Genomic DNA, 12,420 nt, shown 5'->3' with positions numbered 1-12,420 from the left:
TTGAACTCAACCTTCAATATAAGCTCCAATCTGCCGTGGAAGGTTGTTTAGAGCTTCCAAGCGCAGGCTATATTCGGTGTTTTTGTAATCATAATGCACGATAATTAGCCCGGCTGCTCGCAAGGCTATTAGATGGTAATGCACCGTGCTCTTGGACAGTCCAACCTCACGGACAATTTCAGTGAAGGTCAGCTGTTTACCAGCCAGTAGTCTTAAGATGAACAGTCTGTTTTCATCGGACAGTGCCCGGGTTAGACGCAGTAACCCAGGGTCTGGTCGTCCCGGTTCTGTTGGAAGAATATCGCAAGAATAATTAGTGAAGATCATCTCGTCAAAGATCACTGAGGTGACAAATGGACGTGCATGATATTGAGGGATGAGGATTATTTTTTTTAGCGTATGGTTGGGATATATCCTCATGCCCTGTGTAGCTTGTTCATAGACCTCTTGGTCATTCGTCCCGTTCAGACTGGAACGTCTCGATTCAGCTTCCAAAGAGAGTCCCTCAATAATTGCCGGATTGATGTGCCCAAAATACTGAGTATCCCATTCTCGGAGCACTTCGGATGTCCGACTGCGCAATTCGGACAGATTGGAGGGGACAGATAACTTGAAGCGAGCGGCGATGTCATACAATTGTCCTGAGGACAACTCTTCAAGCCAATTCAAAAAGCCATTCACCGAACGTTCCCCTGAACAGCTCCATATATATGGCGCAAGGCTGAAATTGTCTGTGGCTTTCATCGTATCTCGCATTTGTTGAAGTTTGGCTGGAGAGAATCGATCCTGTACATCACGAACCCACCGTTTCCCGGCATCCAGGTTAGTATGATTTTGTTTACTCATAAAAGCGCTCAGGGTGCTTACACATTCATAAATTGGCGCAAAATCAACTTCTACTGTGTAGTTCATAAGAGTATAGTTCCTTTCTGGATTAGTTCTATATTTATAGAACAAGTAATTAGTTTTATATTATACGAACCTATTTGTTGTTTCAACATAAATTTTCCATGTTCGTACCAAATATCCTCATTCCACAAAACCCATTCATTTAATTCTTGAATGGGTCTATTGAACTTTTCTATTATACTTTCTGATGACGTTACCCTAATATGGATAATAACCTACTTTTTATATAGGAATTATATAGTATGGAGAATGCCAAGATGCCACAATGGAAGCGAAATCTGTATATTCTGTGGTTCGGCCTGTTTTTCAATCATATGGCGTACTCGCTGTCCGTTCCGTTCTTTCCTATATTTCTGCAAAATGATCTTGGTATACAGAGCGGTCTGGAGGCTTGGTCCGGTATTTCGATCTCCATCAGCTTTCTGATCAGCGGATTATGCGCACCCTTCTGGGGATCACTGGCTGATCAATATGGCAGCAAACTGATGCTAGTCCGTTCCGGAGTAGGGCTAGGCATTGCACATCTGGCTAACTTCTTTGTGTATGATCCGTATACGTTTATCGCGGTGAGGGTCTTTCAGGGACTCATGGCTGGTTTTTATCCCGCCTCGATTACACTGATTGGCACCAATACTCCGGATAAACAGGTGGGTTATGCACTTGGCGTGATCTCCACGGCCAGCGCTGCGGGCGGGATTCTTGGTCCTCTTGCCGGTGGTGTGTTGAGTCACTGGATCGGACTGCGGGGATGTTTCATTGCATCCGCTGTCATTACATTACTCGCGGCACTGATGGTCCTCGGTGTTAAGGAGTCACGACAAGCTCGTACGATAGTACCAACAAGGATCATAGGGGATTTGAAAAGAGCGGCTTCCACGCCGGGTTTGATTCGAATCTACAGTTTGATTCTCCTAGTCTCGACCTCCGTGCTCATCATCGAACCGGTGCTGACGCTCTATGTGGTCCAGATTGGTGGAGATGTTGGCAGTGCAACACTTAGTGCAGGGATTGTCTTCTCGGCGATTGGTGTGGCAACGGTCATTATGGGGCCGCGATGGGGGAAGATTGGTGGAAGGATCGGATACGAGAAAACCCTGTTTATTGGTCTGATTGGCGGCGGAATTGGCAGTCTGCTGCAAATGACAGCAAATAATCTGATTTATTTTGGCAGCCTGCGATTTGTTTATGGTTTGTTCTTTGCCGCAGTCTATCCCGCGCTTAATGCGCTGATCATCAAGTATGCTGATCACGATTTTCGTGGGAGGGCTGTCAGTTTGAGCCAGACGGCGAGTCAGTTCGGTATTGTACTTGGACCGTTAATCGGTGGTTTTCTCGGTGGATGGATCGGCATTCCGTTTATTTTTCTCTTCACAGGAATTGTATTACTTGGAGCGGCTTGGGCAGTGTCATCACCACAACATAGGGAGGAATATATATGTCGCAACGACAATTGAAGTTGGGAGCTAATCTGAACGGAGTGGGTAACAGCATTTCCTTTTGGCGTCACCCGGATATTCCCATTAACGCGAGCGTTAGTCTGGAGTTCTACAAGAAGCAGGTGCGTATCGCGGAAAAAGGGAAGTTTGATCTGCTCTTTATTGCAGATGGTCTCTTCATCAACGAGAAGTCCAATCCTCATTTTCTCAATCGCTTCGAACCTTTGACGCTTCTGTCCGCACTCGCCGGGGTAACTTCCCACATCGGGCTGGTTGCTACATTATCTACTTCCTATAGTGAACCCTTCACGGTTGCGCGGCAATTTGCCTCGTTGGATCAATTAAGCGGTGGGAGAGCCGGATGGAATGTGGTTACTTCACCTCTGGAAGGTTCGGCACTGAACTTTGGCAAAGGCGAACATCCGAACCATGCGCTACGCTACGAAATTGCGGAAGAACATCTAAATGTGGTCAAAGGACTTTGGGATTCCTGGGAGGACGATGCCTTTGTCGGAGACAAAGAACAGGGCGTATTCTTCGATCCTGCCAAGCTACATACGCTAAATCACAAGGGAGCGTACTTCTCGGTACAGGGTCCGCTTAATGTGGGGCGTTCGAAGCAGGGTCATCCGGTCATTTTCCAAGCGGGCTCATCTGAATCTGGTAAAGATCTGGCCGCCCGATCGGCGGATGCCGTGTACACAGGACATGAGACGTTGGAGGAAGCAAGGGAGTTCTACCGGGATGTGAAGGCAAGAGCGGTGGCATATGGACGTCAGGGAGCGGATATCCTGATCTTCCCTGGCATCGGTCCCATTGTGGGTAGAACAGCGGAAGAGGCTGAGCAGAAATATCAGGAAATTGCCGAACTGGTGAGTATTGATCAGGCGCTGAATTATCTGGGACGTTACTTCGATCATTACGACTTCTCCCAGTTCCCGCTGGACGAACCTTTTCCCGAGATTGGGGAGATCGGTAGCAACAGTTTCCGCAGTACAACAGACAAGATCAAGCAACAGGCACGGGAACAGGGGCTGACCTTGCGCCAAGTGGCATTGCTGGCATCTACCCCGCGTACATCGTTTATTGGTACACCGGATCAGATCGCAGATCAGATTCAGGAATGGTTTGAAGGTGAAGCGGCAGACGGATTCAATGTTCGTACCGTGGTGCCCAATGGCTTGGAAGATTTTGTGGAGTTAGTTGTTCCGGTTCTGCAAGAACGAGGGCTGTTCCGTACGGAGTATGAACATGAGACGCTTCGGGAGAATCTGGGTCTTAAGATCCCGCGTAATCGATATACATTAGAGCGTGTGAGATAGAGAAGCTAGAGCAGTAATGACGTTAATATAACGTTGTTGCGGCTCTTTTTTGATGGTTTCTTTTTCGGAGAGTACTGCTATTATAAAATGACAAAGAAAATGATACACAAGTTGCAATTCCAGACGAGTCACAGGAGGAGATTGGGATGATTAAAGGGTTAACGAATGCGGGACTGGGCAATATCGAGTCTGATGAACAATATATCATAGATGCGGCTAAGCACGGATTCGGATCTGTAGATTTGAATCCGCTCTCATTGATTGAAACGTATGGCAAAGAACAGGCACAACATCTGCTGGAAAGCAATAAGGTGATCATCGGTTCATCGGGTCTGACGGTAGAGTGGCGGACGACAGATGAGCAATTTCGTGAGGGGTTGCAATCTTTGGTCGCTATGGCAGAAGCTTCTGCTTCGCTGGACTGTTACAGCTGTTGCACGTATATTTTACCCTCAACGGATCAACCGGCAGCGCAATTTATGGCAGCGGCTACGAAACGCTTGAGACTCTGCGCAGATATCTTGGATACTTACGGGATTAAGTTAGGGCTGGAGTTTGTTGGTTGCCATCACTTGCGGACGCAATGGAAGAACCCGTTTATCTGGCGTGTGGAGGATACCCTGGACTGGATCGAAACGATCCATGCGCCAAATGTTGGCCTGCTCGTAGATTCCTATCACTGGCATACGAATGGTTTGCCGATGGAAGATCTTTTGAAGTTGAAGAAAGAGCAGATTGTTCATGTGCATATCAACGATGCCTATGATTTGCCGATCGAGGAATTACTGGATTATGAGCGTTTGTATCCCGGCGAAGGGGTCATTGATCTGGGTGGATTTCTGAGAAATCTGCAGGCGATTGGCTACAATGGTGTGGTGGCTCAGGAAGTACTGGCCCCGGCATCGAATCTTGGTACGAATGAACTATTTGCCAAGTCGAAGGCTGGGTTCGATCAGGTGTTTGCCACACTTTAGTGTTAACAACTTCTGTTATCAGTGCACAAGCCATTCATATGTGTGCTGAATGACTTTTTGTTACTTTTGTAGGGGTGACAGAAATTTATGGATAGTAAAAATTACCTAGGACTGCTAGACTTGCATTATTAGTAATTTAGTACATATAAGGAGGGTATAATGAAAAAGTTTTTAAAGGTTTGGTTAGTCTTAGTTCTAATTATTCTCACTGCAGCACCATCGTACACCCATGCAGCAACCTCTACTAATAAAATTCCAAAACTCCAAAAAATCAGCTCATCGTCGGGTACTCAAGTGCTAACAGAAGAAGGAATTTTGATATCATGGGGTGGTTTTGGTAGTGACGAAGGTAGCAAGACGAACTATGCACAATACGTGTTACAAGGAATTAGTCATATTGTAGACGTTTCTGTAGTGTACGGAGCGGCTATTGTGGTGACCCAGGACGGAACGGTATGGAAAGGAAGGGGAGTCGGGGAACTAACAGAGTATACTAAGGTGTATTCAGGAGATAAAACTCACTTCAGTGAAGATGAGAAGATTGTGCAAGTGGAGGCTACTCAAAATTATATCTATGCATTACGAAAAGATGGGCAGGTTCTGGCCTGGAAAAATTCGTATTTTGAACCAGTTTTACCCATGCTTATCCCTGGACTAGATCAGGTTAAAGATATCTTCGGGTCGTATTTCATTCGACAAGACGGTACGGTGTGGCATGTTATGCCTGGAACTTCTGTAGCAAGACAATACATAACAATAACGGATGTCAAAAAGGTAGATCAGTATGGATCTGTGTTCCTTAAAGAAGATGGCACTGTATGGACCAAGAGCGGGGACTCTGCTGTACAAATACAGCAGCTACCCAAAATTATGGACATCTCGAATTCATCTGATGCGAGTTTTGCTTTGGATGAATCTGGAAATATGTATGGTTGGGGGGACAATCGAACAGGTACATTAGGAGATGGGACAGCCAATCAAGCCACGGTCCCCAAGATTATCCTCAAGAATGTACGTTTGGTAAGTGAAGCAGACGGTGGACACATGGTTGTTCAAAAAGAGGATCTAAGTGTATGGGCTTGGGGATTTAATTATAGAGGTGGCCTTGGAATGGAGCTGCCCAACAAAAAGAAGAACTCACCTATCCCTGTTAAGGTTCCATTTCAGTGGCCAACTCTCAATGTATGGGATCAAAGCGTTCGTTTGAATTTAAATGGTAAAAATCTCTACTTTACGTCGAACAAACCTTATCTAACGATAAAACAGGAAGTTATGATCCCGTCGCTCGCTTTTGCCAAACAAGCAAAATGGGCTGCTTCTATCTCCAACGGTAAATTAAACATGAACGATTCTACCCATTCGTTATCTGTGACCAAAAGCAGTATGGTCGATGGCAAAGGGAATGTCCTTTCGTCAAATACCTCAGCGCAGTTCCGAAATGGGGAAGTCTATGTCCCCCTAAGGGTACTTTCTGAAGCATTCAATCTAACATTCAATTACTACTCATTCGATAGATCATATGGGATATATACTGCAGATTTTACTCAAAAGGATAATCTGGATGACTACGGTAAACTAATTAGAACAAAAGCTTTGCCTGCTAAAGCGTCAAAATATCCTTATGTTCTCGCGGGTATCCCTAATCAGTATTATGAGAAAGAATTTCCTAAGGCGAATTCTCTCAAAGGTTTGTCTTTGAATGCAGCGCAGCTCTACCGGTCAAAAGCCGTGGGACTTCCCATTGAGTTAACCAGTGATGACTTTGGGCGTTATGCCAATCATATTTCAAAGTACTATGAGCTATTGCTGAATACAGATTACCGCACCATCAATATGAATTGGGCACCAGCATTGGAAAGCCATGCTGGTGGTTCTACCAGCAAGATGGGTGATAAGACAGCCAGAGAGCTTCAGATGGAAGGGTATGTGAAATGGATTAAGAACAAGAAAGTGATTATTCAGGGAGATGTTCGTCCTGAACCAAGTATGGTGACATATCGTAATGGGGTATTGTATATGCGTACCTACATTCAATATGAGATTGTGCATGCCAATGGACCGAATGATTTGAAGCTTCGTAAGGATCGTGTTGTACAACTCATTTCTGCTCCTAAAGACAAGAAAATTGTAGGTAGCTATGCGATGTATATAGATGTTCCTTTAACTTCGGACCCTGTATTTAGCAATGGGAGTGCATGGGGCTCTTGGTCGAGTGGCTTGAAAGTGGACACGAGGTATAACGACATTATAAAAACGCCTTGGGAGAGTGTGTTCACGTTAACTATGTCTCCTGATTGATGAAGCATTAATTTCCAAGATTTTACAAGTACCTACGGACCCAGGACAACATTATCTTGGATGTTTCGTAGGTATTTCTCAATAACAGATACAAGTGGGAATCGCAAAGATAACGGCTAAGGTAAGTGATAGGTGATTTATAGTTTCCAAGGGAGGTGTGGGAACTTATATCGGAAACCCTGTTGGTTTTCTTTTCTCACATATATCCAAGGTGGTGGGACAGGGGTGCCTAGTGCTTTATACAAGATCGTTCCTTCATCGCTTACGGAATATACTTCGATACTATTCTGTATATCCTCCCACTTAACCTTACCTTGGTAAGACAGTGTCTGCCCTTGAACGACAACATGAGGTGCACCTGAAATGACTCTCTGCGTTATGTTGAGAACTCCAACCTTTTCTGAGGACAACATCACACATTCACTTATGAAAAGTATGATAATCAAAATGACTATGCTCACAATCCATCGCTTTTTTCTCATTTTGTGACCTCCACTACCTAGGGATCATTCCCCCATAGTTACTGTCTTTTAATGACGTAATCTCGTCAGAGGATGTTATCATCAGCAGTAAGATATTGTACGTTTAACCATAGCGTAATATCCTTTCCTTTTCCATGATAATGTACCATTAATCCACGAGCAAAACTCGAAATGGCTGACAAATGATGAAGGCCATTATGCGAAGGGATTTCAGATCTTATTACTTGTCTCAATCTTTTTGATAAGCATGAAAACTCAGTATCAATAACTAGGTATAATAGAGTGAAGTAATTTTGTTGTTGTAACTTTAACATTGCCGTTGGTTTCCTGTTTTTGTATGGGAACCCAGCGGCAATGTTATTTTAGGAAAGCAAAACGTGTATGTATTGTGTAATAGTATGGATTAATCCTTAAAAGGCACCCAAAGAGTTGAGGAATTTCAGAAAAATAGAATTCTATTTTCTAAAATTCCTTTATATGGACCCTATATTTGGTTTTAATTAACTTAGAAGTAAACAACAAAACAATGGTGGTGAGCAAATGACGAAGAATATATTGAGTGAAAAGTTAAAACAGTATCGTGAACAAAAAGAAATCACACAACAGGAACTTGCAGAGTTATTAGATGTTAGCGATAAATCCATCTCAAAATGGGAATTAGGAAATGGTTATCCAAGCAAAAAAAACATGATGAAAATTGCTGATCTACTCGATGTTTCTTTGGAGGTTATGTTAATTGAGGAGAAGCAAGAGGAAAATAAATTCAAAAAAAGTTTGAAATATGGATTAATTAGTTACTGCATTATATTTGCCGTGACAATATTGATTAAAGGGTGGAGAGAGCAAGAGCGCTATCAAGATTTGTGGAGTGAGAATTTAAGTGAAGTGGTTAAATTAGTATTTATTACGTTCGGGCAAAACATATTTACTGCGTTAATTCCATCTATGATAATTGGTTTAGTTTTTTATTTTTATATCATTCCACGACAGGAAGTTGATTAAATGGATTGATGTTGAAAATGTAAGTGTAGTTGCAATCAATTGAGTAAAAGCAAGAGCTATCCGGGATAGGGGTGGCCTTGCTTTTATTTAAGGTTTAAATTAAGTAAGACAAGTAAATTGGGGTAAGTGGTTCTATATAATCCTTTGTAAACCAGAACAATCGACGGTTGGTACGCTCAAGGAGAAGGAGTCAACTTTTTATGACCGTATATCCAGATGGGATGATAAGGAACTGGAGCGTTTCACCACCATGTTAGGGTAGTTTAACGGTTTGGATGATGAAACGATGGGGGCTTAGAGAATGAACAAAACGGAGCGGCAGCTTGCGATTACGCTTGAATTGCAACGAAGAAAGATGTTACGAGCAGAAGATTTAGCGGCTCAATTTGAGACAAGTGTACGTACGATATATCGAGATATTCAGGCATTAAGCGAAGCTGGTGTTCCGATTATGGGAGCTCCGGGTCATGGGTATTCCCTCATGGAAGGATATTTTCTGCCCCCGGTAAGCTTCACCGCAGAAGAAGCCGTATCCCTGCTCATGGGAGCTGATTTTATCGAACAGAGATTGGATACAGAATACGTGATGGAGGCTAAGTCGGCTCAACGAAAAATTGAAGCGATTTTACCAGAAGCCGTTCGAAACGAATCAATACGTGTTCGGGAAACGATGCGACTGCTTCATACGGTTGAACCTTTAACCCGAGCGCGGGTGAAAACATACCTTAACCAGATACGTAATGCTATTCTGGAGCAACGTAAAATCAGTTTTATGTACCTGAAAAAAATGCCAGGAACGGATGGCAATCGGTATAACATGCGTGAGGTTTCTCCATACGGACTCTCACTGGTTCAGGAGAATTGGGTGTTAATCGCACGTTGTGATATGAGACAAGATATTCGTCATTTTCGTTTGTCACGGATGAATGAACTTTCCGTGCTGGAGGATCAATTCCTTTTGCCACCGGATTTTGATCTAAACAGTTATCGACCTCCTGACGACCGTAACGAACAAGTATTAATCAGGGCTAAACCTGAAATCGCTGACAAAATTATGGAGGCCCTTCATTTTTATATGGATGCATTTGAGGAGCAAGAGGAAGGTATCATGTTTCATTTTCGTGTCCGCTACCCGGAAGAAATATTGCATTATTTACTTGGATGGGGTGGAGATATCGAGGTCTTGGAGCCGGAGTCTTTGCGCTTCCGAATGCAGGAAGTAGCCAAAAACATCTTAAAACACTACTGACATACACCTGTCAGTAGTGTTTTTTTATACTTTGATATATCACAGATCAAGAGGAGTGGGTTGAAGGATGAGAAGTACAACGGAAGTATTGACATCATTTGAAACGGCAGTAGAACGATATTTGGCAGAACTGAACAAATTGGATATGGGGAGCTTACATAAAAAACAGAGTGAAGAGGAATGGTCCATTGGACAGATGTATGTACATTTGATTCAATCAGCGCTTTTCATGCATCTGCATAATATTGAGCAGTGTTTGAGCAGCGGGGATTCAACATTAAACTCGGGTGAGGAAAAAACAGAACTGGGTAGGCAAGTGTTTGAATTAGGACAATTCCCTCCCGTGCCTGTTAAAGTCCCTGCTTCCCCGCAGTACACCCCGCAACCACCCGAGAGTATGGGATCCTTGATCGATGGGCTTCACGAGGTAGTGGATCGGATGAGAAGCATGGCATCTGTTTTACACCAAGCGTCCGTAAACAACAAAATACGTCATCCAAGGCTTGGCGCTCTAAACGCTCAGGAGTGGTTTTTGTTGATAGAGATGCACTACAGACATCATTTTTTGCAATTAGACCGATTGAAATCGAATCTGGAAATATAAACGAGAGAAGGGAATGAGATGTATCCATGAAACCAAATCAGGACAGCAGGTATTGGATTGGTGTTGTATCTGCTTCTCATGTAAATGTAGCCGTAGAGGGCGGGTTTGCGCAGGTGTGCCATGGCAAGTCAGCGCTGTTGCGACAGATGTCCGCGGGTGATTGGCTGATATACTATTCTCCACGCACAGACATATCAACAGGGCAGCCACTTCAGGCTTTTACCGCTATTGGTCAAATTACCGACGACAGGATATACCAATATCAGATGTCGGAATCCTTTATACCCTTTCGCCGATATCTCCGTTATCTTCCGTGTCGAGATGTAAAGATTGCAACGTTGTTAGACCAGCTTAGTTTTACACGCGAGAATCGCAATTGGGGGTTTCCATTTCGTAAAGGTCACTTTGAGATTGGGGCTGAAGACTTCATGATGATAGCTTCATCCATGTTGGAAGATGAGACACAGTCACTACTGGATATTAGCTTAAGCCATAAATGTTAACCAAAGCAAAAGGCCCATAGATTGTCTATGGACCTTTTTGCTTTATGCATAATCATAAAAAGCTCTGACGATCATTACGGATGTGTGAGACATCCATGAGTAACCGTTGTGTACATGTTATAAATAGTCGGTTTGACATAAACAGACCAATAGTGAGTGAGCGTAGGAGAATTTAAGAGTGCACGACGAGCCGCTAATCATGCGGCTTTTTTTCGATTTTCAATTGAAGAACCATAACTCTAAAGATGAAACTAAAACCATATCGGGCTTCTTATGGGAATTATCTACGTAAGAACATATTATTTAATATTTCATTACAAAATGACACATTTTTTTGATTGGATATGGTAGATAGTTTTGAATAAAATATGGATTTGGATAATATTTGTAGTAAAATTGAGCAGTGTAAGTAGTAAGTATTTTGTCTTATTCGTATTTGCGATCGTATTATTCTATATCCCGACAGGAAGATCTTTAATTATTATTACACATCGGTTGCTTAAAACAAGTAGAGTGACTCCAATGTATTCTAGCTCTTGTAATAATTTGTCTGGTGTAATGAAAGGGCTACAGTCTGACTATTATATGCAATCTTTTGATGCTGAATTGAAGGCTTCTACATGTATCTAAATGCGTGTAGGTTGCAGGATCACCAAGCAGGATCTAACTCAACAGGATATTTTGATAGTGGATATGTAAATGGCTGGACCTAAAAAGCAGAATAAAGCGTTAGGAATGTATACTGACTAAATAAGAGGAGGGTCTACCTGTGAAGAAAAAAACATTGGTTTCAATCCTCACCATAACACTGGTAGCTACATCTGTGAGTGGCTACATGTACTTGAATGAACCATCTGTAGTTAGTGCTCAAAGCGATGTTGAAAGCGCAGCACTGAAGGCGACTCAGGGTAAGGTCGATTACATTAAAGAATCGTTTGAAGACGGGTCATACATCGTTCGCTACCGGGACCGTGTGAATTTGACAGAAATCACTGAGGAATACCGTGATAACCAGCTTCATAATAAATCGATTGTTGAAGATGGTGGTAAGAAAATCACTTCGTATGGTCGAGATTTCGAGACAGGGAAATTGGTCGGGAATACCTGGACCATGCCGGACAACATAGCTGCTGAAAATGAGAAGTTGCTACAGATCTCGCTCTTGGAGAATGCAAAAGAAGAATTACGGAGTCAGGATTGGACAGTACTGGAAGCAGCGGGCACACAATCCCGTTCTGCTACACAGAGTAACGAGCAAAAAGCTGTTTCGGAGGATAACCTCCACAAGGAAGTTGTAACCATTGATGTAAATACGGGTTTACCGACAAAACGTGTGATTTATCAGAAAGACAAAAACGGTGAAATTGTAACTAGCTCTACCAAGACCGAAGAGTACAAGTACCTGGATTCCATGCCGATGAAGATCCAGAGTTTTGCTCCGGAAGAATCCGTAGAGATTAAAGAAATACCGGCGCCTGTAATTGAAGATAAGGTGCTTGAAGGTTCTTAAGACTTTCTGTTCCATCAACAAGTAGAATTAAATAAGACAGCCAGCCCCCGTACTTGGGAGCTGGCTGTCTTATTTCTTATCCGTAGCCGGAATTAACTTGATGGGAGTTCAGATTGTTCTACGAGTTTATC

General features: G+C 43.1%; 10 protein-coding genes. 9 read left to right on the top strand and 1 reads right to left on the bottom strand.

Annotated elements, in window-relative coordinates:
- Positions 1–6: 6 nt before the first annotated feature.
- The gene (locus tag MHI52_RS23460; RefSeq protein ID WP_340984452.1) at positions 7–846 is read right to left on the bottom strand and encodes a winged helix-turn-helix domain-containing protein; all 840 of its coding nucleotides are present in this window, start codon (positions 844–846) and stop codon (positions 7–9) included.
- Between the two features lie 320 nt (positions 847–1,166).
- On the opposite strand from MHI52_RS23460, the gene MHI52_RS23455 reads away from it, so the two are divergent.
- The 9 genes from MHI52_RS23455 (at position 1,167) to MHI52_RS23415 (ending at position 12,289) form a co-directional block, all read left to right on the top strand.
- On the top strand, positions 1,167–2,363 hold the full coding sequence (locus tag MHI52_RS23455; protein ID WP_340984453.1) for an MFS transporter: 1,197 nt from the start codon (positions 1,167–1,169) through the stop codon (positions 2,361–2,363).
- The gene (locus tag MHI52_RS23450; protein WP_340984454.1) at positions 2,345–3,667 is read left to right on the top strand and encodes an LLM class flavin-dependent oxidoreductase; all 1,323 of its coding nucleotides are present in this window, start codon (positions 2,345–2,347) and stop codon (positions 3,665–3,667) included. The genes MHI52_RS23455 and MHI52_RS23450 overlap by 19 nt, the downstream gene beginning before the upstream one ends.
- 146 nt (positions 3,668–3,813) lie before the next feature.
- Complete coding sequence (locus MHI52_RS23445) at positions 3,814–4,641, top strand: sugar phosphate isomerase/epimerase family protein (protein ID WP_340984455.1); 828 nt, start codon at positions 3,814–3,816, stop codon at positions 4,639–4,641.
- A gap of 159 nt (positions 4,642–4,800) precedes the next feature.
- The gene (locus tag MHI52_RS23440) at positions 4,801–6,939 is read left to right on the top strand and encodes an RCC1 domain-containing protein (protein WP_405157735.1); all 2,139 of its coding nucleotides are present in this window, start codon (positions 4,801–4,803) and stop codon (positions 6,937–6,939) included.
- 1,022 nt (positions 6,940–7,961) lie between these two features.
- Positions 7,962–8,423: a helix-turn-helix transcriptional regulator gene (locus tag MHI52_RS23435; protein ID WP_315370887.1), complete on the top strand. Its 462-nt coding sequence runs from the start codon at positions 7,962–7,964 to the stop codon at positions 8,421–8,423.
- A 301-nt stretch (positions 8,424–8,724) separates the two neighbouring features.
- On the top strand, positions 8,725–9,672 hold the full coding sequence (locus tag MHI52_RS23430) for a helix-turn-helix transcriptional regulator (RefSeq protein WP_405157734.1): 948 nt from the start codon (positions 8,725–8,727) through the stop codon (positions 9,670–9,672).
- A gap of 67 nt (positions 9,673–9,739) precedes the next feature.
- Positions 9,740–10,276: a DinB family protein gene (locus tag MHI52_RS23425; RefSeq protein WP_405157733.1), complete on the top strand. Its 537-nt coding sequence runs from the start codon at positions 9,740–9,742 to the stop codon at positions 10,274–10,276.
- 26 nt (positions 10,277–10,302) lie between these two features.
- Positions 10,303–10,779, top strand: coding sequence for an EVE domain-containing protein (locus MHI52_RS23420; protein WP_405157732.1), 477 nt, complete (start codon positions 10,303–10,305; stop codon positions 10,777–10,779).
- A gap of 769 nt (positions 10,780–11,548) precedes the next feature.
- Entirely contained in the window at positions 11,549–12,289 is a 741-nt protein-coding gene (locus MHI52_RS23415; protein WP_405157731.1) for a hypothetical protein, read from the top strand.
- Positions 12,290–12,420 lie beyond the last annotated feature (131 nt).

Origin of the sequence: Paenibacillus sp. FSL H8-0283, from assembly GCF_045040675.1 — a bacterium.
GTDB lineage: Bacteria > Bacillota > Bacilli > Paenibacillales > Paenibacillaceae > Paenibacillus > Paenibacillus amylolyticus.
This window is presented reverse-complemented; position numbering and strand designations above follow the sequence as displayed.

Excerpts from the sequence above, each read along its gene's own strand:
- MHI52_RS23450 (WP_340984454.1), top strand. The coding sequence starts at position 2,345 with ATGTCGCAACGACAATTGAAGTTGGGAGCTAATCTGAACGGAGTGGGT.
- MHI52_RS23460 (WP_340984452.1), bottom strand. The coding sequence starts at position 846 with ATGAGTAAACAAAATCATACTAACCTGGATGCCGGGAAACGGTGGGTT.
- MHI52_RS23455 (WP_340984453.1), top strand. The coding sequence starts at position 1,167 with ATGCCACAATGGAAGCGAAATCTGTATATTCTGTGGTTCGGCCTGTTT.
- MHI52_RS23435 (WP_315370887.1), top strand. The coding sequence starts at position 7,962 with ATGACGAAGAATATATTGAGTGAAAAGTTAAAACAGTATCGTGAACAA.
- MHI52_RS23445 (WP_340984455.1), top strand. The coding sequence starts at position 3,814 with ATGATTAAAGGGTTAACGAATGCGGGACTGGGCAATATCGAGTCTGAT.
- MHI52_RS23425 (WP_405157733.1), top strand. The coding sequence starts at position 9,740 with ATGAGAAGTACAACGGAAGTATTGACATCATTTGAAACGGCAGTAGAA.
- MHI52_RS23420 (WP_405157732.1), top strand. The coding sequence starts at position 10,303 with ATGAAACCAAATCAGGACAGCAGGTATTGGATTGGTGTTGTATCTGCT.
- MHI52_RS23430 (WP_405157734.1), top strand. The coding sequence starts at position 8,725 with ATGAACAAAACGGAGCGGCAGCTTGCGATTACGCTTGAATTGCAACGA.
- MHI52_RS23440 (WP_405157735.1), top strand. The coding sequence starts at position 4,801 with ATGAAAAAGTTTTTAAAGGTTTGGTTAGTCTTAGTTCTAATTATTCTC.